The organism is Natronosalvus caseinilyticus, from assembly GCF_017357105.1.
Lineage (GTDB): Archaea > Halobacteriota > Halobacteria > Halobacteriales > Natrialbaceae > Natronosalvus > Natronosalvus caseinilyticus.
In genome coordinates this window covers 3,673,908-3,694,930 of the sequence record NZ_CP071596.1, presented here as the reverse complement: position 1 = coordinate 3,694,930, position 21,023 = coordinate 3,673,908, and the positions used below count along the sequence as shown (strand labels likewise).

General features: G+C 50.3%; 19 protein-coding genes. 7 read left to right on the top strand and 12 right to left on the bottom strand.

What is annotated here, in order from left to right; genetic code table 11:
* Window positions 1–45: 45 nt before the first annotated feature.
* From J1N60_RS17910 to J1N60_RS17900, 3 genes are all read left to right on the top strand, one after another.
* Complete coding sequence (locus J1N60_RS17910) at window positions 46–1,764, top strand: phospholipase D-like domain-containing protein (protein ID WP_312909313.1); 1,719 nt, start codon at window positions 46–48, stop codon at window positions 1,762–1,764.
* Between the two features lie 412 nt (window positions 1,765–2,176).
* Window positions 2,177–3,004, top strand: a complete 828-nt coding sequence (locus tag J1N60_RS17905) for an HNH endonuclease (protein WP_312909312.1) — start codon at window positions 2,177–2,179, stop codon at window positions 3,002–3,004.
* A gap of 487 nt (window positions 3,005–3,491) precedes the next feature.
* Window positions 3,492–4,925, top strand: coding sequence for an RNA-binding domain-containing protein (locus J1N60_RS17900; protein ID WP_312909311.1), 1,434 nt, complete (start codon window positions 3,492–3,494; stop codon window positions 4,923–4,925).
* Between the two features lie 234 nt (window positions 4,926–5,159).
* Here J1N60_RS17900 and J1N60_RS17895 read toward each other — a convergent pair whose 3' ends face one another.
* Window positions 5,160–5,756, bottom strand: a complete 597-nt coding sequence (locus tag J1N60_RS17895) for a tyrosine-type recombinase/integrase (RefSeq protein WP_312909310.1) — start codon at window positions 5,754–5,756, stop codon at window positions 5,160–5,162.
* Window positions 5,757–5,963: 207 nt separating this feature from the next.
* Here J1N60_RS17895 and J1N60_RS17890 point away from each other — a divergent pair, with 207 nt between their 5' ends.
* On the top strand, window positions 5,964–9,446 hold the full coding sequence (locus J1N60_RS17890) for an Eco57I restriction-modification methylase domain-containing protein (RefSeq protein ID WP_312909309.1): 3,483 nt from the start codon (window positions 5,964–5,966) through the stop codon (window positions 9,444–9,446).
* Between the two features lie 57 nt (window positions 9,447–9,503).
* Here J1N60_RS17890 and J1N60_RS17885 read toward each other — a convergent pair whose 3' ends face one another.
* The 7 genes from J1N60_RS17885 to J1N60_RS17860 form a co-directional block, all read right to left on the bottom strand.
* Window positions 9,504–10,022 carry a hypothetical protein gene (locus J1N60_RS17885; protein WP_312909308.1) on the bottom strand — a complete coding sequence of 173 codons (519 nt, stop codon included), beginning with the start codon at window positions 10,020–10,022 and terminating at the stop codon, window positions 9,504–9,506.
* A 28-nt stretch (window positions 10,023–10,050) separates the two neighbouring features.
* Entirely contained in the window at window positions 10,051–10,332 is a 282-nt protein-coding gene (locus J1N60_RS17880) for a hypothetical protein (RefSeq protein WP_312909307.1), read from the bottom strand.
* A gap of 79 nt (window positions 10,333–10,411) precedes the next feature.
* Complete coding sequence (locus tag J1N60_RS20705; protein ID WP_425499359.1) at window positions 10,412–10,717, bottom strand: HNH endonuclease; 306 nt, start codon at window positions 10,715–10,717, stop codon at window positions 10,412–10,414.
* A gap of 752 nt (window positions 10,718–11,469) precedes the next feature.
* Window positions 11,470–11,643, bottom strand: coding sequence for a hypothetical protein (locus J1N60_RS17875; protein ID WP_312909306.1), 174 nt, complete (start codon window positions 11,641–11,643; stop codon window positions 11,470–11,472).
* Window positions 11,644–12,075: 432 nt separating this feature from the next.
* The gene (locus J1N60_RS17870; protein WP_312909305.1) at window positions 12,076–12,426 is read right to left on the bottom strand and encodes a hypothetical protein; all 351 of its coding nucleotides are present in this window, start codon (window positions 12,424–12,426) and stop codon (window positions 12,076–12,078) included.
* A gap of 14 nt (window positions 12,427–12,440) precedes the next feature.
* The gene (locus tag J1N60_RS17865; RefSeq protein ID WP_312909304.1) at window positions 12,441–12,884 is read right to left on the bottom strand and encodes a winged helix-turn-helix transcriptional regulator; all 444 of its coding nucleotides are present in this window, start codon (window positions 12,882–12,884) and stop codon (window positions 12,441–12,443) included.
* Window positions 12,885–13,271: 387 nt separating this feature from the next.
* Window positions 13,272–13,589, bottom strand: coding sequence for a hypothetical protein (locus tag J1N60_RS17860; protein WP_312909303.1), 318 nt, complete (start codon window positions 13,587–13,589; stop codon window positions 13,272–13,274).
* 536 nt (window positions 13,590–14,125) lie between these two features.
* On the opposite strand from J1N60_RS17860, the gene J1N60_RS17855 reads away from it, so the two are divergent.
* A complete protein-coding gene (locus J1N60_RS17855) occupies window positions 14,126–14,524 on the top strand; it encodes a hypothetical protein (RefSeq protein WP_312909302.1) in 399 nt (132 codons plus the stop codon).
* 72 nt (window positions 14,525–14,596) lie between these two features.
* Window positions 14,597–15,274 carry a hypothetical protein gene (locus J1N60_RS17850; RefSeq protein WP_312909301.1) on the top strand — a complete coding sequence of 226 codons (678 nt, stop codon included), beginning with the start codon at window positions 14,597–14,599 and terminating at the stop codon, window positions 15,272–15,274.
* On the opposite strand, the gene J1N60_RS17845 is transcribed toward J1N60_RS17850, so the two are convergent.
* From J1N60_RS17845 to J1N60_RS17835, 3 genes are all read right to left on the bottom strand, one after another.
* A complete protein-coding gene (locus tag J1N60_RS17845) occupies window positions 15,246–15,569 on the bottom strand; it encodes a hypothetical protein (RefSeq protein WP_312909300.1) in 324 nt (107 codons plus the stop codon). The two genes, J1N60_RS17850 and J1N60_RS17845, sit on opposite strands and share 29 nt — an antisense overlap.
* 115 nt (window positions 15,570–15,684) lie before the next feature.
* A complete protein-coding gene (locus J1N60_RS17840) occupies window positions 15,685–16,299 on the bottom strand; it encodes a hypothetical protein (protein ID WP_312909299.1) in 615 nt (204 codons plus the stop codon).
* Window positions 16,300–16,400: 101 nt separating this feature from the next.
* Window positions 16,401–17,441 (bottom strand): restriction endonuclease, encoded by a 1,041-nt coding sequence (locus tag J1N60_RS17835; protein ID WP_312909298.1) that lies wholly within the window; start codon window positions 17,439–17,441, stop codon window positions 16,401–16,403.
* A gap of 175 nt (window positions 17,442–17,616) precedes the next feature.
* Between J1N60_RS17835 and J1N60_RS17830 the strand changes: the two genes are divergently transcribed.
* Window positions 17,617–17,847 carry a hypothetical protein gene (locus tag J1N60_RS17830; protein WP_312909297.1) on the top strand — a complete coding sequence of 77 codons (231 nt, stop codon included), beginning with the start codon at window positions 17,617–17,619 and terminating at the stop codon, window positions 17,845–17,847.
* Window positions 17,848–19,292: 1,445 nt separating this feature from the next.
* Here J1N60_RS17830 and J1N60_RS17825 read toward each other — a convergent pair.
* On the bottom strand, window positions 19,293–20,768 hold the full coding sequence (locus J1N60_RS17825; protein WP_312909296.1) for an ApeA N-terminal domain 1-containing protein: 1,476 nt from the start codon (window positions 20,766–20,768) through the stop codon (window positions 19,293–19,295).
* Window positions 20,769–21,023: the final 255 nt, after the last annotated feature.

Here is a 21,023-nt window from a genome sequence, read left to right as displayed (position 1 = left end):
TCGTGGGACGAGAGTTTATATACGAACGCGCGGCCAGAGCCCACCGTGCGCCCCGTCCTGGCAGTCTTCCTCGTGATCGCCCTTCTCGGTGCCTCGGTAGGCACCATCGGAACCGCCGAAACCGTCGAAACCGTCGGTACCGCCGGAACCGCCGGAACCGCCAGCGTTAGCGTCGACTCGTCGACGAGCCACCGCCACCTCCCTGTGGACTCGAGCGACGGCCGACTCGAGATGGCCGGGGTGTTCTCGGGAGAATTCACGGGCATCCCGTTGCAGGACGTACGCGACGACAGCCGAGCCTGTCCGGTTGGGGCGGCAACGGCGTTTCCCGACAATAGCCCTCTCTCCGACGCGGTGGAGATGTCCGAGAGCCAATCTCGAACTGAACCACACGTTGCAGCCGTTTATCCGAACCCGACGACCCACGGCAACGTCGGCGAGTTCTTCGTCCTCAAGGTGCCGGCACGAACACGATTCGAGAACTGGACGGTAACCGACGGTCACACGACGGCAGCGATTCCGGACGCAACGGTCTCGGGTCCGGTTGCGCTCTCGATGGATCCCGACGAGACGGCGTCGATGACGACCCTCGAGGTGCTCGAACTCGAGGGCCACCTCTGGCTGGCGGCCGACGGGGACACCCTCCGAGTGCTCCAGGGCGGGACGCTCGTCGACGAAGTCACCTACGATCGGGCGCGAACGGCCAGGGTCTGGTACCGGTCGGGATCGAACGCGACTGACGTATCCACGACTCCGGGCCAGGACGCGTGGTGGCCACGCGGCGCGACCTGCCTCCCGGTCGCCACCTACGGCGAGACGGCGGGAACCGCGTTCGTCTTGCCGGACGCACCCGACGTCGCCCGCGACCGAATCGCAGCGGCCGAGGATCGGATTCGCATCGCCGGCTACACGTTCACGTCTCCGGAAATCTCAACGGCGCTCGAGGACGCCCTCGAGCGCGGCGTCGACGTCGAAATTCTCGTCGAGGCGGGGCCCGTCGGCGGCGCCTCGGAACGCACCGACGAACTCCTCACCGAACTCGAGAGTCAGGGCGCCGACGTGTACGCTCTCGGCGGACCGGGGGCACGGTATCGATACCACCATCCCAAGTACGCCGTCGTCGACGAAACGGTCCTCGTCACCACCGAGAACTGGTCGCCGTCGGGACTCGGCGGCGCCTCGAGTCGCGGCTGGGGCGTCGTCGTCGAGAACCGTGCGCTCGCCCGCGACCTGGAGGGGGTCTTCCGGGCCGATGCGGACGGCTGGGACGTCACTCCGTGGGCCGAGCACCGGAAATCAGCGACGTTCGTCGAGCCCGATCCAGCACCCGGGGCCTATCCGACCGTCCACGAACCGGAACCCGTCGCCCTCGAGCGGGTAGAACTCCTGCTCGCACCGGACAACGCCGAGGGTCGGCTCCTCGAGTTGCTCGAGGGCGCCGAGGAGTCGATCGACGTTACCCAGGCCAGTATCGGCGACGACGCGTCGGTGCTCGAGGCGACGATCGAGGCCGCCGAACGCGGCGTCGAAGTGCGCGTCCTCCTCGACGCCAGCTGGTACAACGAGGAGGCGAATCACGAGGTGATCGAGCGACTCGAGACGGCCGCGGCGAGGGACGACCTGCCGCTCGAGGCTCGTCTCGTCGAACCTGGTGAGCGATTCGAGAAAATTCACGCGAAGGGCGTGATCGTCGACGGCGACACGGTTGTTCTCGGGAGTTTGAACTGGAAGCCTAATATTAGGTTGGTGTTCCAACGAACCTAAAAAGTATAATTCCCAACACATTCGTCCTAGAACGATGTTTTAAATAGACCTCCTCTGAATGCGATTTCTCTTTCTATATCCTGTTAAACCCCTAATTAGTGTGTAGCTGCGTGTTAAATTGTATTACCATTCTCGTATTAACTGTATTGTATGCCCATAAGTTAAGGATTTCTTAAACATATTCAAATTCATTCATAAATTACGGTCTGAATAGTTTTGAATATACCTCCCGTCCATCCAATCATGGTTGAGCAGATAACAAGCCACTCGATGGCCCGTTACCCTGAGGGAATCCCCAATAGACTCGCTCCAGATGATTGGACACCCACGTTCATACGCGCAAGCGAACTCTACAATCGGCCCAAGTGTAAGGGGGACAGACGTTCCGCCCAACTGCTGCTTGAATAAGACCATGACCACGAATACTATCGAGACTGGTCAAATCTGGGCCCGAGACGACAATTACGTACGAATCATCGACCGGCGGACGGAAGGAGGAATCCCCCTCTACTTATGTCCTGTTTCTCTCGTGGTTGACCCGGAAACGGACGACCCAAATAATTGGCATCCCGACATCAAGAAGACGATGGCTTATCCTTTGAGGGGATACGAGGAGGCTGGACCGTTGATTTCCGTCAATACGCTGCTGAGCGAGTGGGAGCTAGTTAGGTGGGTCGACAAAGCGTGTAATGAATGCGGTAAAACGGTGTGGATACGTTCAACTGATTTCTGGGTCTGCCGACATTGTGGTCACTCAAAAAACCTACAGAGCAAAGTCAGAAATATTTCGGAGGTCCCTAAGGAGAGTAACGCGCACGACGAGGCAGACGCTGTTGCGGACTTCGAGGACGACTCCCCTGACTTGGCGACGCTACGCAAGCGGGCGGGGGAATGTGCGAGTGAGGCTGTGGACCCGGTCTCGGCCACGACTCAAACGTACGAAGGGTCAGACGTGGTGAAAACGTATGTGAAAGCTCGCGCGGAGGGGAAATGCGAAGGGTGTGGGGAGCCAGCGTTCCAAAATAAATCCGGCGACCCGTATTTCCATGCGCATCACATCAACGAACTAAGCGATGGTGGGCCGGATAGACCTGATATGGTCATCGCGCTCTGTCCGAACTGTCACTGTCGCGTCCATCACGGCGAGGACGGCGAGAACTACAACGAGAAACTCCGCGAGTGGCTCGCCGACATCGAGTCCGATGAGTACCGCGAGGAGACATCTGAGACGTCTGGTTAGACGGAGAAGCGTTCATCGGCGCTGTTCTCTTGCGCCGTGGCGAGATACGACGTTGACCGATTCTGAGTTTGAGGTCTCGAAGTGGGCACGCCGAACACCCGGGCTGAAGCTCTTCATCTTCAAGGAAGCGGCCCAAATGCAAGTCAGACGCATACTTCAAGGTTTTCTGGCGGTTCGCTTTCACTGTTCGATGCCGTAATCCGGGCTGTTCATTCTACGCTCCCGATGATGACTGACCCCGGGTTCCCGATTCTCGGTACAGTTGTCTCGGCGGTCTCGCTTGTGGTTGCGACTCTTCTCTGGCGAGTGTCCGAATGAGAAGAATACGGCCTTTTCGTTCGCCCACACGCCTGTACCTCTGCTTTTGTGGCAGAATCAACTGTACAGAATTATTTTTAGAATGAGCTTAGGGCTTCAAGATGGTGGAAATCAGCGGGGGCCTTTATTAGATAGCCTCTTATGAATTTAGTAGTAAGTTGTCCAGTAAATGCGTATTGAGCAAGAAACGAAACGACTTGTGAAACGATTTGCTTCTGAACCGGGGGTTGAATCGGAGGAGTTTGATTGTAAATCGAAGGAAATAGTTGAGAGTTCTGATGGCCGAAAAAAGCTTGTAAAAGTACTCTCAGCGATGGCCAATCAGGCCGGTGGAACAGTAATTATCGGCGTTAGGAAAGAGCAATCAGATAGTCTACTCATTCAAGGATTTCCAGTTGATTCGGAAGTTGTACAGTATATAACTCAAACTGCCCTCGAATATACCACCCCACCAGTTTCTGATTTAGTAGATGTGAATTTTGTCGAATACTCGGGAAAACGTCTCCTTCGTATTGACGTGGACAAGGCCCGTGAAAAACCAATTCAATTCAAAGAGAAGGGAGATTACGTCCCGTGGATTCGTGTTGGTGATGGCATGGATGAGATGTCTAGCGACCAACTATTATCATTCTTCCAAGTCCGTAAACGTGAGGAATACAGTTTGTTCTCATCTGAGATAGAACAACGTGTCAGCATTAATGTTGACCTCGATTCTCAAGATAACGTGCCTTCGCTTCGGTCTCCTTCAAATTGGTTAATTACAACGTCTGAAGGTCCATCGATGTTCGTATTTGGCGAACCGGGGCTCACCCATGACTTTGGGAAATCAGTTCTCTACCATGTAGAGGAATACGTTCACGCATCCTCAGCAGAGGAAATCGAAGAGGTGTTTAACATCTTAGAACAAACCACCGATACCAGCCTGCTCCCCTCACGCTTAGGCTACGCCATTAAACTGGGCGACCGTCAAGTAGTAGGTCGGGGGCATCGATGGTTCGTTGAAGATTTAGAGAAGATAGACCAGACAATACGACTATTAGAGGAATCACATACCGAAGAACCCCAATCCGATAATGTTCCTAGTGACCCTCGGCCTATTGCAGTAGCGTATGTAAGTTGTTCTGCGGGGATATTTTGGATTGAAACTCAGTGGCGAGGAGACCATTTCTCAAGAACAAAATGTGGCTTTGTATTTACTGATATTCCATTCGATAGTAGCGGCTACCAATCGTTTTTCAGAGAACTAGGCAAGCACCCTGATGTATACCAACAACGACGAGGTCTACAGATGCTTACAATATCAGGAGACTCACAACATCTTGGGCATCCGGAAGTGGTGAATATTAGTTCACATCCTGATGCACCAGAATATATGGTAGTAGATAACCCTCTTTATCACCGTATAGATGAACTCCAGAATCAAGCCCGGGTCAATATCCCAGAATACATATCAAATCCGTTAAACGGACTTAATCGAATTCCTCTAGAAATAGTTGGAGGTTACACTGAGAGTAACGATAGAATGGTAGAACTCGATAGTCTCACTGTATTTTCAAAAGGTCTTTTAATGAATACAATGTTCGTTTCTGGCTGGTGCAGGTAACGGTGGAACCACGTAAACTGAGATACCGAATAGAGTGAATTGTAGTGATTTCATCACCTCTGTGGCATAGCTGACTGAAAGCTCTCTTGTACGCAGATGGTTACCAATTTACAGGGTGTAAATAAGTCGTGTGTACAATGAGGACAGCGGGTTGCAAAAGAGAACGAACTTTCACGGAGCATCGTTCCCATACCCCTGTATTGCACTTAGTGGAATTCCCTGTTCGGGATTCGTTCAGAATTTGACCGCGCCCAATTCCTCGACAATTGCTTGTTCTGTAGCTTCGCCGAGATATGGTTTCATGCTGTCATAGTCTTTCCACCCCCCGGCTGACTGGACGACCCTAACATTGCGCCGTTGCTCTACGAGTAGGTACGTGGCCCACGAGCGGCGGAGGTCGTGACTGGAGACGTGCTGCCAGTCGTCTACACCCGTCGTCTCATGTGCGTTCTTGGCGGCGACCTCGACCCATCTGCGGACGCTGCGCGGCGCGACGGTGATGTACTGCTCGTCCATGCCTAGCGACTCGTCCCGTTGATAGGAGTGCAGGAGTTGTTCGGTTTGCGCTGGGAGGAACGTATCTCGCGCCTTACCGGTACCGTTTCGCGTGTCTTTCCCCTTCGGAACGCGGAGGAGCCACGCGGAGCCGTCTTCACTCCGTCGCTTGTGCTTTGGGCAAATCTGGATAACTTCGAAGGAACGCAGTCCACAGTCGCCCATTATTCGAATCGCGAGTTCGGCTTCTCGGGTGGGTGCGCGTCTTGCAAGTGTGTCAATCTCGGAGCGACCGAGCCAGCATTTCACCCGGTCGCCGTCAGTATCGATTCTCATTGTGTCCTATTTCTCTTTAGTCAACTAGGACATTTGAACCTTCCGTCTCTCCGCATTGAATGCGAAATAGACCTGTTATTGGGCTATTGCGTCCTAGTTATACCTATAACTGGGACAATGGAATTGGAGGGAAATTCCTAACCATGTCTCGGAGAACGCGCGGTCCTCAAACAAAATTATAACACGCCCGGATGAGAAGTGCCCGTCATGACATCTGCTGTGGAGAACCTCCATCAAGCCTTCATCGATATCAATGCGGAAATTCGACAGGAGGGAAGTGAATTTGACTTCAGGTACAGCCTCGTCGACCACCTCTTCACGGACGCACTGGGATGGTCTCGGACTATTGGCACAGGTCACGTCAACTTCGAGGACGAGCAGAAAGACCTGCTCTGTTACGACGATAGCGAGCCGCCGTTTCCGGTGATTGTCTGCGAGACAAAACGCCCCTCGCATGACTTGGGTCTTGCCGACCACGACCAGTTGGAGACGTACATGGTAAGTGTCGGCAGTGCCGAATACGGGATTCTCACGAACGGCCACACGTTCAACCTCTATGAGTATATTCAGGACGACCGGTCTATTCGCAAAATCGTTGGACTCGACGTCGATAAGATGGCGACCACAAATGTTGAGAAGTTGGACGCCGACCAGCGTGACGCTCTCCGAGAGTTGACTCTACTCCAAAAAGACCGCTATGTAGATTTCGACGCGGCTGACTTCTTCAGAACCCGCTACCAAGAGGTGCCTGTCCAGTATCAAGAAGGGGTGGACGACGAAGGGTACGAGTTGTTTCTGGATGCAGTCAAGGACTCGCTCGACGAACTGACCGAGGTCCTCAAACGGTTTTTCGATGATTACCAAGACCGTGAGGAAGGGTCGTACCCGAAACACTTCTTGGACTCGACGTTCCCCGATTGGAAGGACTGGCGCGCGTACACGGGGCAGACTGAGGACGCGAAAGATGCATTTTGCCGAGAGACCGCATATATCGTTCTCAATCGGGCGCTATTCGCGCGAATTGCCGAGGACAAAGAGATTGTTGGTCATACCCGGATTTCGTCGCGTGGTATGGCGGAAGCCATAGAACGTGGAGACGAGCAGCCGTATCTGAGCGGGTTGATGGACACGTACGACAGGATTGATAACCACTATAGCGACTTATATGACCTTGGTATTTTTGACTGGTGGTGGGTATCGAGAGACAAGCGTCAGCAGTTCTCCTCGGAAGAGGAACGCCGCCAGCGTACGTTGGAGGATGAATTAGATTATACATTGAGCACGGTTTTGAAGCGGCTGAACCGGTTCGACTTCGAACGCGTCAACCGTGACATCCTTGGTCATGTATACGAGGACTACCTGCCTAAGGAGGAGAGGAAAGAACTGGGGGAGTACTACACGCCTATTGAAGTTATCCAGTATATGCTGGACACCGCGGGATACGAGGTGAATGCTGGTATCGGCCAGCAGAAAATCCTCGACCCTGCGTGTGGGAGTGGTGGGTTCCTCACTGAAGCGGCCGAGCGATTGATTCAACATTATCTCAATAAGTTCGGAGAGACGAGTATCCACTACTTGGACGGAGAGCAAGCCCGGACGATTCTGGAGCGTATCCAAAACAATCTCTATGGAATCGACATCAATCCATTCGCTGTCCACATTACGCAGATTAATCTGCTCTTCCGCACCATAGACTTGTACAACAAAGTCATGGATGTGAATCCTCACTACACGCTCGATGGGTTTGAGATTCACGTCGCAGACACCCTTTCTCCGACGATAATGGAGAAACGGGAACGGGACGGGAACGCAGACAATATCCAGTCTAACCTCCAGCAGTTCGCCGAGTATAATGGGCGCGCCCAGTCATTTATCGAAGATAGGAACGCTGTCGACCGGATTAAAGACGAAATTGAATTCGATGTAGTAATCGCGAATCCCCCATATGTTCGTATCCAGAATCTGAGCAACGACGTTAAAGAACTGTACTCCAAGAACTATAGAACAACTGTAAAGAACTTCGACATTTACATTCCGTTCATTGAGCGCGGATTGAACTGGCTTACCGAAGACGGCAGCCTCGCATACATCTGCCCGAATCGAGTCGTCAACGCGGATTATGGAGTTAAAATCCGCCAGCGGCTCGGAGACGAACCGATTACGCACCTACTGGACTTCAAAGATACCAAGGTTTTCGACGCGGCCACACCCTATCCGTGCATCCTCGTTGTGGATAGAGAGGCTCCGATTGATGATGACATAAAGTGCGCCCGAGTCTCAGAGACGAAAAGCGATTTATTGGACGAAATCAAATACCTTGAAGACTGGGGGGCCTCCTCAGCCAAGGAATATGAGTTATATACTCACTCCCAGTCATCTCTCAGAGCGGATAATCGTAGCGAGAGCCTTCCGTGCTGGAAGCCGATGCCGGATGACGAGCGAGAGGTCTTCAACTCCATCCAAGTCGCCAGTGATTACCGGCTGGAAGAGGTCACGGACGAGGTCTTTCAGGGAATCATCACCGGAAAGGACAAGGTATTCGCTGGGGAGATTGTGCAAGACAACGGCGACGGTACGGTTGAATTCAAATGTGCCGACGCAGGTGAACCAGAAACAATTGAAAAGGACATCCTGCGTCGTCTCCTCAAAGGGAAAGAAATCGAACGCTGGGGGACAAATTGGAGCGGGCTTTGGGTCGTGTTTCCTTACGCTGTCACCGATGACGGCGCACGGGCACTAACCAAACATGAGTTGCAAAACGACTATCCACATGCATGGAGGTTCTTCAAGAATCACGAGACGACATTGAAAGCGCGAGAAGGGGGTAAGTGGGAAGACCGGGACCAATGGTGGCGGTTCAGTCGGAAACAAAACATCGGAAAGTTCGAGACCGACAAAATCATGGCCGGTGTCCTCCGACAACGCCCGTCATTCGTCCCAGACGATGAAGGGAAATACTACTTCGTTGGCGGCGGGACCGCGGGCGGATACGGCATCCACCTCTCTGAGGAGTACGCGCCTAACGCCAGTGACACGCTCTACTATGGTGCATTACTAAATTCGCGGGTCATCGAGTTCTACCATAAGCACATCAGCTTCATCTTCAACAGCAAATACTACTCATTCGGCCAGACGTTCCTTGAACCGCTGCCAATCGTCGCTGAGACGGAGCACAAGGACACGGTCGTCAAATCCGCAAGAGAAATTCGTGACATGCTGGAAGAAGTCGAAGAACTCCAATACAAGACTTCGGAGGTGACGAATTATCTGCCTGAATATGACCGTAGTAGCACGATTTTGGACATCGTTGACAGTGTCGACCTCGATGATGACGATTACCGACAGGACCCGATTCGCACGGGTGAGTCTGATGATGCCTTCCAAGTTGTGATGAAACAAGGGCACCATCTGAACTTTAGTTCAGAGGAGGTGCGTAATTTCGTCTACCGTCTACTGACCGAGCAAGGGAAACGACTCAATCGAATGGAAATCCTCGATATGCCGGTCCCAACGAAAGATGGGATACTCGCTCTAATGGATGAATACGAGACCAACAAGCAGCGCATCCAAGACCTTCAGGAAGAATCCGTCCAGAAACAGCTTGAATTGGACGACCTCATTATGCACGATGTGTACGGTCTTTCTGAGGAAGACAAGGAGATTATCGATAACTACTTAGAAATCTGGTAGAGTAGTCCGTTTCATTCTTCGAACTGCTCGAACCACACGGCGGTTTCCCGGCTAACACTATTTCTCCTGAGATTCACTTTCTTCTATTATCTCGTCTTCTTCATCTTCCTCCTGTCGCTCACTACCATATTTTTCCATAATCTCCTCGTCGTCTCCATAGTGGCGTTTTAACCCTCCACCCTCAGAAAGAAGCTCAAAGTGCCCGGTTACCTCTTTTGCTTCCCTCGCGGACATCATTTCCATCTCCTTGATAACCACGTTACCACTATTTGTCTGGATTATGACGTTCTGTTCGGTATCAGAGCTTTCTTCATTCTCCTCACTTTCCCCAAAATTCCGACGTAAATACTCGTAGATGGCAAATGAGCCTACCTCTTTGATTGCGAAATAGGCCCATTCCACGGCCGGTTCCGGAATATCAGTCGCAACATCCAGAGCATAGACCTTTCGAGTCGGTCCCATCTCAAAATCATATTGTCTAAATTCGTCAGCAATGTGTTTTGCCAGTTCGTTGTATGCAGGAACGTCGGTCTTCTCCTCGTCAAAATGGAGCACGACAACTTCCTCCTTGCTCATGCTGTTTGCATGCATGTATCTGTTCGAATCACTCGAAATGGTATTCTAACTCCATTCGATGAACGGGTTTGAACTCGGTTACAGATTCTCCGGGCTCATCTGGTCGTGCTTGTCGGCTCTCACCGTATTCCTCTTCGTGTAGATAGGAAGCTGTATACACGTCCTCGTCAAGGTCTACGCGCTCAATTTTGTCTGGAGGAAACGCCTCGTCTGGACGGCCATGGAGAATCCCGATTGCCCACCCGTTTTCTTTGACAATGACCTTTTCATACTGCTTGGACTGCCCATTCGATAGATGTAATTCTGCCATACTGACGTATCGGCATTGAAACCACATAAGTGTAGCTCTGCATTTAGGTTTGAGCGCTGAAAGCGCCTCCAGTGTCGACTCACATGGTCACTTCCCGGAGAACAGCCAACACAACATTCCGCTTGTGACCCTCATCCACGAGTTCTCCGATGAAGTCGCCTTTCGTTCGATTCGAGTGGCGGTTCTGGATGCTGTGAATCCGATTGTGACACCGTTCGCACAGCGTCACCAGATTATCCGAGTCGTTGTTCGTCGCCTCTCCGTCGATGTGGTGGACGTGGATTTTATCAGAATTTAAACAGAGAACGCATTGGTCCCCATCGCGGTCGCGTATCTCCTGAATTGAAATACATGACTGAGCCAGATGAGTATCAATGGGAATCAAAGTGTTGCAGTGCAGAAGAAACAATGGCTATCTGGCCGTGTGGAACCCATCTACTCAAAAGTGATTCGACTCTCTCGAACGTTGACTGGACGGAACTCGCACATAGTACTCACAGCATTCGGAATTCACGGACTCCCAGCTGCCCCTCTCAATATGGCATCGTGGATGGAATCCAAACTCTCAGCCACTGTTCACACTGGAGCCTACTGTGTCACTTATCCCATCTTCCCACAATACCTTAGCAATAGAACATATTCTATTGCATATGGAAAATATTAGTGAAGTTGGTGAAGTTGGACCACATGACATGGTTTACGCTGAGCGACGACCGAGCGATAGTGACCGCGTCGTGTGCTTTTGTGCATGGTGTGACTATGAGACAACTAAAAAATATATGCTTCAGCACTATCGGTGTGAGCGTGACCGATACAAGGATAACGACCGGTATACGATTGACTGAGTTTATGGTGGCCTGTTGATAAGCTATCCTTCTATATTAGTTAGAGGAGCCGAAATCATGCCACGCCCTGTACAACTCATCAGAACTAGTCCCTTGCCCACCTTGCATTGGTCGATGATACTGTCCCCTTCTGTGGCGTCGTTGAGGTCGAACACGGTGAGCGCGACCGTGCCATTCTCCGCGTTGTACGAGGCGCTGATTTGATAGTCGGTCATCGTGGGTTGAACTCCACGTCATACGCCGTCTCGCACTCGATGCAATAGACGACAGGCTCCGTGTACTGTCGCTCCAGCTACTTTTCACTGTCCAACGCTCCCTCGTCGTCTCGCATTTCGGGCCCGGCGACATCCCTCGATGGGTTGCCGCTCGCGACGAGTTCAAGGATTGCGTGTGGCTCGCCCTCGTCCCGGTCGGCTTCGCATTGTGGACAGAGCCACGTACAGTCGTCCCAGACGGTCGTGTTCATGTTGTCACACAGTCACGGATATGTTCGTTCGCTTTTTCGACCTCGACCACGGTCTTGCAATGTTTACACCGTAGTTTGAGGTCAGGCACGTCGTCCCGCTCAATGTGGTGCCAGTCGTAATGACCAGATGGTGGTTTCATATCGGTAATACGTGGTACGGCCCATTCAGTGTTTGGGCGAGGCCGCCGCTCATCAGCGGCCCTCTGTTAGTTTGACAAATCCTCGTACAGATGTTCTGGATGGTTTCGGGGAGCAGTTCGTCTACCGGCCAATCCCCAGACGATTGAGTCGAACTCAATAGACGTTAGGATGCATACCAACTTCAAAATGGGAGCAGTCCGGAATCCATCTCGTCGACGTCCTCCTCCAAGTCCGCACGGTCCGCCCCTAACTCTTTGATGCGAGAGTGAACGGCGTTGTGCGCGCGGCACGCTACGTCCAACTCATCCTCGTTCGATTTCGACCGGTTGAGCGCGGCGCTGGCATAATCGGTGAGCACCTCAACACGTCTCGAGTCTCCTCGATATCTTCGCGCAACTCGTCGATTCGCGCCTCCAGCAGTGACACATCCGCACTAGCCGACTGCATTACGTCGTTTGATTTTTTATGCATGAATCGAACCATATCCTCGCGAGTAATGTGGTCCTTGCTCGTAATGTGCTCCAGCACCTCCTCCGTCGCCTCTTGCTCCTTTTTGAGTCGGTATAGCTTTCGACGGTAGCCCTGCACGGACTCCTTCACACTCTCGTCTCCCCGCTTCGCCTCTAACGCGACCTCGCTCATGTCCGGGGCAATAATCAATCCAATTTGGAGTTGGATTGGATTGGGTCCCTCTCTATCAACTCCTCTACTCGAGGCCCAATCCAATTCTGATTACTTTGGATTTGATTCACGAGGTCGCGTACCTCCCTAAGGTCTTCCTCTAATGCTTTGATGCGGTCTGCATTATCGACGGGCTCTATTGTAGCTCGCCGCTGTTCAGTTTCAACAGTCAGGCCCTTCTGAATCTCTTCTCTCGCAAAGTCAGTGAGTTGTACAACCGTGATGGGTGCGACCCCATCAGGGGTTTGGCTATCATTATAGCTTATATCAATGAAACCCAGATTCTCGAGTTTCGAAAATCGATAACGAACAGACGAATTCGATAGTCCAGTTTGCCGTCGAACATGTGTCGTATCTGCTGTACCACCGTTGCGGTCGATAGCATTGACAATGGCTCGGGATGCTTCATCAAGTGTCATAGCGCCTTTGTTGTAATCGTTTCAATATTGGTTTTATGGTCAGGAGACAAATACCGTAGATGTCAGTAATTGTCAGTAATGTCCTATCGGCAATATCGTCAGTAACCGTCAGGATGGGCCATATACGACACCTCCTAATGGAGGCCAAGTAACAATATCCTTGAGAGGTCTATTGGGACCTCTTTGATTTCGCCGCTGCTCGAGTTTGTGAGAGAAACTGTTCTCTGCTTCTATGGAAGCGCAGTAATGACCCGGACCGGTTGAAGTGGTCTTACAGATATTAACGGGAGTCACTGAACACAAGGGCTGGATAAATCCTCCCAAGGCTCATCCGGAAAGGCAGTGAGAGTGTCTTGCGGAAATTCCGGGAAATCTTCCCGTGATTATTTACGCCGAATGACGCATTTTCTTCACGCGATTGATTCCAATAGCGAGGATGGCCGGAATACACGTGATAACCAACACTCCGGCCCCAATACCGAGAGTCCAGATGGTCACTTCCCCCATCTGATAACTGATGATGGCCGTGAGGACTCCCGCCCAGAAGATACCTCCGAGAAGGGCTCCGTAAAACACCTTTGTGAGTGCCCAAGCGCTTGCCAGCGTTCCCAGTCCGAATCCGACGAGACCGAGATAGCTCGATGCCTCAGCAGTGTAGAGTAAGAGGAATACATATCCCAAAATGCCGAAGATTCCGATGGGCAACTGACTACCCCACCTACCGAATCGAGAAATCAACCGAACGCCGCCCGCACAGGAGGATTACGTTCGGGTTCTGCAACTGGACTCCGCTAACTGGTGTTCGGAACACTGGTCTGGGGTCGATGGAACCCTCGTCAGTGAGAAGGGCGAGACGCGTACTCGTGAGGACTTGGCTGAAACTGATGCTCTCGAACTCGCCCGCCAGCATGACATCGTGTTCGTGACGACTGTTCGGAAAGCGGAGGAGCCCCAGTATGTCCCTGTACGGAGTGTGACCATTGTGTCTACGACCGACGAAAGCTAACGTCGGCTCGCGCTTTTTGACTCACTCTCTCAATTTAGAGTGCAACAACCAGAAAAAGGCCCGGAGGGAGATTGAACAGGGTTCTTGGTGAGAGTGGCGAGGGCTCGACGGAGGGAACGACAGTCCCGGTTGATGTCGTGCCCGCAGATACTCAACAGAGTCAAGTGAGATTCTCGCAATTCAATCTGCGAGAACTCATGTATGTTTTAAATAAGTCGTATGGTAAGTGCGAGGTATGATTAAGCGGTCAAGACAGGCGGTTGGAAACATACGGCAGAAGACCGGGAGTTTCTTCGGTTGGCTCCGAGACCCTTGGTGTGGCGACCGGTTTACGCGGCCCATCAGCCGGGAAATCGCTGGTACTGGTGAGTCAACATGGTGGATACTGACCCATAGAGGACTGAATGCATTTACTGCGTTAGCCTACAAGCTGTTAGTCGATATACCGCTGTTCGTCGCTAAATTCGTCGGAGGGGTATTGAAAGACCTCCGGCGGTCGGACTACAGATACACCAGATACTACGGGGGAATGCTTATCTCCGCGGTGGTATGGTCGCTGAAAACGATAGTCGATATAGTGGTGACCATTGCGGTCGCGACTGGGCGTCTGCTGCAAGACCTGATTAAGAAATAGAGCTACATCGAACCTCTCTTCTCTGTTAACAGATAGTAGGTATTACATGACTGTAGTAGCCTCTGTCAGAATATGTACGGGCCGCTACCTTCGGAATTGGTCTACGTTCTTATTGGTGCGATAGCAGCGACCGGGGGCTCATTTCTATTAGGGTGGTATCAACGAAAAGTTGAACAAGACCACCTGAAGATGGCATTAGCGACCGAAATAAAGACGATAGATGTCGATACTATTCAGGAATACTGCTCCTTAGAATCTTATCGAGGGCTGTCAGACTCTGATATACTGGATGATGATGAGATTGCAGAATTGACTGATGAAGAAGCCGAGCGGTTGGTTCAGATGTATTGGCGAGGACAGGTACTTGGACGATTTGCAAGGGTCTCCCCATTGTACCCAAAACGCCACGTATATGTGGAGAACCTGAGCGATATTGGAATCTTGACCGGGTCGCAGATTGAGGCCGTCATCAGATTTTACGAGCAGATAACTATAGTTTCTGAAACAATGGAACGAGTAATACGGGCGAGTAGGATTGAGGAAGAGGACGACGCGACGATAAGGGATTTTCAAGAGGAAATGGAGCGTCTGAGGAAAGAAGCGAAATTACTCTCGAACCTGAAGGGGGCTGCATTGGAATCACTGGATGAACTGGATGAGGAGTATGAATCTGATGAGTTAGACAGCGGAGATTCGGAGAGTTGGAAGACAGATATCGAATCTACAGCGGGCCAAAGAACCAGTTCATGATGATGTTTGTGCCACACCAGAAGAACCCAGCAGTGAAAATAATGAACACCCGCTTGGCCCCAAGCATAGAAATGGAAATTGATGCCCCGACAGCTGCCATGAATACCGCGAGATATATCCCAACCTCTGTGGTTGGAAAGGCTGCGAGAAGGAGTACTGTGACCGTTTTCGTGAAGATAGTGACGGAGTCTTGGGTCGAATCAGCGGTCCACAACAATATCACTGCGATATAGCCGAATATGGCTAGTGCGGCTGCACTCCCCGCTTCCCAGATATCTTCGACTGTTTCTCCCATTGTGTACGATTGAACATTCATTGACTATGATAATAAATCGAGGGGGTGAGGATATTGATTGGCGTAGCTAAAGATATCTATGCGAGAGATATTGACGTTTAATCGGCGAGACCGCTCACTCTAACTCATTAATTGCCTCGTCACACTGTTGGACAAGTTCAACTGAAGCCTCTTTGACCGCGTTGTAGTTCGAATCGGGAACATTTTTGAGTATCTTCATCTTATTCACTTTCTCCAATAAAGTGGACGCAGTCTCTACAATCTCATCATCAAGGTCATCTGGCTGTGTCGATAATTGTTCTCGTAGTCGCGACACGTGCAGTTCCATAGAAGTCTGGATTTCCTCCCTGATATCCCCGACAGATTCAAGTCTCAAATGGTGAGTAAACTCCTCAAAAGTCTCATGTAATCCTGAAACCTCTTTATCTTCCCATCCATGCTTCTGTTTAATCCACTCTATTCGTTCCTCAGTGGGTTTCGGACCGTAGACGTATTCCTGCTCGTCCGGGTCGAATAATGTAAAATACCTAATGTTGCTCTTATACATCCGCGCGTCGATATGAGCCTCCTTCGCGTATTTCATCATATCGTCGTACCACTGTTTTGTCTCTCGCTTTGCCTTCCGTCGTTGTTCTAGTCGGTGAGCAATAACATCGTAAACCAATTTACTCCCAATCCCACCGACAAACCCGACAGCAACGGTAATATCAATAGACCCATCTAAGACCATACAAATGTGTCGTCAGTGGTGTAATATAAAATCTAGTGAGTGTAGCAACAGGTCAGATACTACAGGACCTCATCAGGAAATAGAGTTACGACGAGACAGCGTTATTGAATATAGATTTCCTCAATCGGTAGGGAATCTGGGATTGACAAGTGCTGTTTATCTGATTCTGTTACCATTAAATTCAGAGTCTCTGTTCGCAGCCTGTTAGCTGTTCGTTTCTCAATCTGCTTGCGTATCTCGTCGAGACTTGCATCCTTATCTGGTGAGGATGGCGGAGACGATGGAACAATTGATGCACCTGATAGGCGCTTCCGAACTGGTGCATCGTACTCTATTCGTTCTATATTATCAACAATATCTGAGTTGAAGGCGGCGAGATATCGGATTTTGGCGTCTGGTCGTATATCTTCATATACCATTCCCCAATCTCCCGGGATGTTCTCCATCACTCTCAATCGCAGCGGGTTATGGCTGAACCCGTCCTTCGAAATAACCGTGAAGTCTTCAGTGTCAATTTTCCATTTTGAATCTGCTTTATTATGTATCTCGAACGTTGCGATAGTGCGGGACAGACGGTCAGAGTAGGACAATCCCGTCAACTCCATGGTCAAATGCTCGCCTTCCGCGTACAGAGCCGCATCGATGGTAGTATCCGTATCATCTTCGCTCTCAACGCTGGCGGTCGCGGGAGTTGGCGAGTCAATTTGAGCGTCATCAATTTCTCCAACGTACTCTCGGACTAGGTCTTCCAGTCCCTCCTGTTGGATAATTTGTGCGAGGATTCGTCCATTAACGCACTTGATTCCGAAATCCTTTGCGATATCCTGTGCCTGCGAGGTAAAGTTACTAGTACAGACGATGAGGACCTTATCGACCTTGTCGCGCTGGACGAGTGATGCGTACTTCTGCATCTCTGGACTCCCGACCCTGCTCCCCGAGCCATACCGTTTGGCTTGAATCAGAATCTTCTCTTCGTAAGGGAAGTCTTTCTCAGCGACAACGTCGATACCTTTGTCGGCCGCCCCTTGGGTAACACGAGTGTTCCAGCCCCGGTGGCACCAGACCTCGGCAACGAACTCTTCGAACTCGTATTCGTTGATTTGTTGTAGATTAGTTTCGAGTTCGCTTATCGATATGGACATGATATTCTAGACTGGTGAATTGTATCGTAGGTTGATTAATTCTCTCCTATCTTTTCGATATCACCTCGTTGACCAAGTAACCAATATCTATGAGTGACGCGACCTCGATTGATTTGATATTCATATATAATGTTCAGACGATAGTATTTTCTCACTTGCTTGAATAACGGAGCGTATGAGCGAATACTTATTGGGCATCGCCATTGTTGCGGGTTTTGTGGCTATGTGGGCCCATGGTGAGGTGACTGGATACGAAGAGACGTTAGCGGGGCAGGCTGCCGTGACGTTCTCATCAGAACATCAATCCCAGTACCAGATGTATTGGTGGATACGAACTATCGCAGCAGGTGCAGCAGTATTATTCGGACTGGGTTGGCTCGGAGAAGTTGAGGCTGCAGAAGAATAGCTGTTCTATATTCCTGAAGTAGTGAAGTGTGACTGCCGGAGTTGATGGCTAACTCAGTCAATATTCGTTGTGAGCCCCTACCTTCTTCGAACATTGGCAATGGCGTCGAAATCTGGGTGAGTGGTTTCTCCTACGGCTGATTCTCACTATCAAGGCACCGCTACGTGTCTCCCCTGTACTTACCGTTTATCGGGTAGTCATAGAGAGGGTATGCAAACTTTCTATGACACCCTCAGTCTAGCTGTATGACACCGGAGGTAGAGGTCTGGCTAGAGAATATCTCTTGGAACTGATTCGAGGATGATGTCAGTTAATGGTATACCGTGCGGTATCTCTGTACCGGTCTCGTCCACATCTATAATGTTGGAGCATGTATTTCTTAGTTGTTTCAAGCGAACACCATGCACAGAAATAGATTATCTCTTCGCTGTCCTCAGGTCGCCTCTCAGCGTAAACCATCTCATGTGGTCCAACTTGGCCAATTTCTCTTGCTTGTTCCATAGTATATATAAATAATCCAACTGCTAAGGTATTGTGCTGGTCAACCCCCATTTCTATGAACTCTCGTCAACTCAGTTGATTGAATACCTACCGCGCGTCGAATTGATACTCTACTAGTGCCAAGGACTGGTAAGGCACTATCAGTACGTTAGCACTTTCAGTAGATGCTATTGAAGGATTTGCTGGGCAAGTTGGGGTCCTAACAGTGTTGTTAGGCGGGTCAAGGACCTACCTGTAACTCGAAGCTTCTCTTCTAAGCTTCTTCGTAAATAGACCCCACTCTAACGAAGGAATATTTATATTACTAACACACATATTCACCCTTCTTTCTTGTCAGGTTGTGGTCTGTGTGGAGGCCATTTCACCCCTGCCCTAACAACATCGTCTCGAATCGTCCTAACAACGCTGTTAGTTTGTGAGGGGGTGCGAATGACGCCCTTCGTTACGCCATTCGAAAGCCTCAGTCGTTATGGTCTACGTGCTCTACCACTATAGCTATTTTCACTGACAGTACGTTCTCTTGTTATGCTTGGGCCTTATTCTGCGGGCTAAGACTGATTTTTTCGGCTTAGCAGCCAGACTAATATAGTAAATTATATTTCATATTTGCGTCTTTGTTTACCAATAGTTAGTTGTGCCACAACGTTGACCGCACTAACAATTCTCATTGCTCATCCAATGTAGATTGTTGGTAGCAATAGAGGCGCCAACCCAGAGGATGAAGGGGGCCATTCAGCAGTAAATACGATATCCTGACCGCTCCACGGTCTTGGTTGCTGTAATCAAGAAATCGCAAGGGAACTTTCCACCAACAATGTCCATCACAAGACCGCTCTTGTAAATTGAGTTGTAGTTTTGACGACCATCGTGATTTTACGGCTTGCCCTGTCAACGAACCACGCATGGAGTCACTTTTGATATCTAAGTGGGAAAATCTGTAGAGATTAGAGAACCCGATACTGCTTGTATCTATCATAGAGTGTGTTCCGTATTTGCGATTCAGAAACACCAATTTCTGCTAAGAATGCCACCTCTAATAGCTGTTCTAACGACCAAGTTAGCCGCGTTAAATCAGCACCTTCAGCTATCGCGGGGTCTTTCTGTTCGCCTTTCAGTTGATGAGTATGGTGATTCCTTGTCTCAACGATGGGATGAATCTGTCCGACAGCACTATGAGGAAGGCCTGTTAGGATGCTGTGGAATTCGTCATTCACTAACTCTTTAAACCGCTTCCGTAGAGAGTATTCGTTGGCATATTTAATAGCTGAATCTAAGACATTTCCTAAGTCATTCGGGATATCGTGAGCGTCGCTCATGGTCTTAAGTTGTTGTACTTGAGATTGAGATAACGAATTGCCATGGAACATACTGGGGTCATCATACACATCATTCAAATCACCCCTGATGAAATCCATTACGTCCGGGTAAACGCCTGATTCATACTTCTGAGAGTCCATATATTCATCTTGATATCTACGCCGATGATAGGATTCAATAGCTTGTGTGAGCGAGAGGAAAATGTTCTCTCGGTACATATTGGGGTTATACTGTGTTCCAAGGAAAAGGTCAATAGCTGATTTAGTGTCTTGTCTCAGGCCAAACCATCTCTCTATTAAGCCACTGAACCCATTAGGAATATCCGGAAGTCGGAAATTGAGATTCGTGATTCCCGGAGACCCCGGCTGCCCAAAAGATGGGTTCCCATAGTATACATCAATAGTGGTGAATCCCGAATCGGGAGTTCTTGCTTGCACGTATCTTGGTTCTATTGGATGGTTCGTTGCGATTGTGAGTAGCCCTCGGAGCGAATAGATATAGTCCCTTAACCGACTCAATGTGATGGCCGGATGCTTTGGATAAAGATGAAACCTTGTTTCATTTGGGACTGAGGGAGTTTCGCCGCGTGACCGGGATGTCTTAAAGGAACTTGAAAGCGTGAGTGTGTATTCTACGGTTTTCGCCTCTATCGGGTCAGGATTATCTACAACAATCTCTACAGTCCGCCCGGGAACCCCATCTACATCTGATGAAGGAATGTGCTGTGTCCACTCCTCAATCCCCGGAAAGCTTGTGGTAAGCCTCGTAAAAGAGATGTTTTTGTTCTGTGGAACATGGATTCCGTCTAAGACATATCTCGGTTGATATGTTGAGTAACTTACGTTGCCCGCTACTGTTTGAGTTGAGCTAAATCCATCACGGTGAGAATCAACTAATGTGAGGAGGTCACCTTCTTTAGAAAGGCCGTATAGACGGCTATGTGCTTCATGTTCCCTTTCTCTTGTGAGGAGTACACCGGATTCAAACGATTCAAACAGGTTTAGGGTAGCCCCTGACTCTGGCTCATACGAAAGGACTCCCCCGACCCGGTTTTCATGCTCTCCGGGCGGCCACCAATATCCTTCGAATTCTACACTTTGCATAAAAGAATATTCTAGCCAATCTACAAAGGTCTTGGTGTAGAAAAGTGAGTTCCTATTTGTTGAACCTGATAGGAAGTAACTCGTTCGTGTAGCAGCAGGGCCGCAACATTGCGTAGATATACCATTGAATCGTCCGTCTTGGCAGGACGCCCCTGTTTTGTCGTCAATAGTGATTCGCGTTCGTGGTTGTCGGTCACGTCATGTCGGGATGCTCGAGCCGCAATTACGCCTCAGTGCGATGTCTGAATCGGCGGC

What these genes read in the sequence shown, in the direction of transcription:
- J1N60_RS17905 (WP_312909312.1), top strand. Translation starts at nt 2,177, where the DNA reads ATGACCACGAATACTATCGAGACTGGTCAAATCTGGGCCCGAGACGAC.
- J1N60_RS17900 (WP_312909311.1), top strand. Translation starts at nt 3,492, where the DNA reads ATGCGTATTGAGCAAGAAACGAAACGACTTGTGAAACGATTTGCTTCT.
- J1N60_RS17895 (WP_312909310.1), bottom strand. Translation starts at nt 5,756, where the DNA reads ATGAGAATCGATACTGACGGCGACCGGGTGAAATGCTGGCTCGGTCGC.
- J1N60_RS17890 (WP_312909309.1), top strand. Translation starts at nt 5,964, where the DNA reads ATGACATCTGCTGTGGAGAACCTCCATCAAGCCTTCATCGATATCAAT.
- J1N60_RS17885 (WP_312909308.1), bottom strand. Translation starts at nt 10,022, where the DNA reads ATGAGCAAGGAGGAAGTTGTCGTGCTCCATTTTGACGAGGAGAAGACC.
- J1N60_RS17880 (WP_312909307.1), bottom strand. Translation starts at nt 10,332, where the DNA reads ATGGCAGAATTACATCTATCGAATGGGCAGTCCAAGCAGTATGAAAAG.
- J1N60_RS17875 (WP_312909306.1), bottom strand. Translation starts at nt 11,643, where the DNA reads ATGAACACGACCGTCTGGGACGACTGTACGTGGCTCTGTCCACAATGC.
- J1N60_RS17870 (WP_312909305.1), bottom strand. Translation starts at nt 12,426, where the DNA reads ATGAGCGAGGTCGCGTTAGAGGCGAAGCGGGGAGACGAGAGTGTGAAG.
- J1N60_RS17865 (WP_312909304.1), bottom strand. Translation starts at nt 12,884, where the DNA reads ATGACACTTGATGAAGCATCCCGAGCCATTGTCAATGCTATCGACCGC.
- J1N60_RS17855 (WP_312909302.1), top strand. Translation starts at nt 14,126, where the DNA reads ATGATTAAGCGGTCAAGACAGGCGGTTGGAAACATACGGCAGAAGACC.
- J1N60_RS17850 (WP_312909301.1), top strand. Translation starts at nt 14,597, where the DNA reads ATGTACGGGCCGCTACCTTCGGAATTGGTCTACGTTCTTATTGGTGCG.
- J1N60_RS17845 (WP_312909300.1), bottom strand. Translation starts at nt 15,569, where the DNA reads ATGGGAGAAACAGTCGAAGATATCTGGGAAGCGGGGAGTGCAGCCGCA.
- J1N60_RS17840 (WP_312909299.1), bottom strand. Translation starts at nt 16,299, where the DNA reads ATGGTCTTAGATGGGTCTATTGATATTACCGTTGCTGTCGGGTTTGTC.
- J1N60_RS17835 (WP_312909298.1), bottom strand. Translation starts at nt 17,441, where the DNA reads ATGTCCATATCGATAAGCGAACTCGAAACTAATCTACAACAAATCAAC.
- J1N60_RS17830 (WP_312909297.1), top strand. Translation starts at nt 17,617, where the DNA reads ATGAGCGAATACTTATTGGGCATCGCCATTGTTGCGGGTTTTGTGGCT.
- J1N60_RS17825 (WP_312909296.1), bottom strand. Translation starts at nt 20,768, where the DNA reads ATGCAAAGTGTAGAATTCGAAGGATATTGGTGGCCGCCCGGAGAGCAT.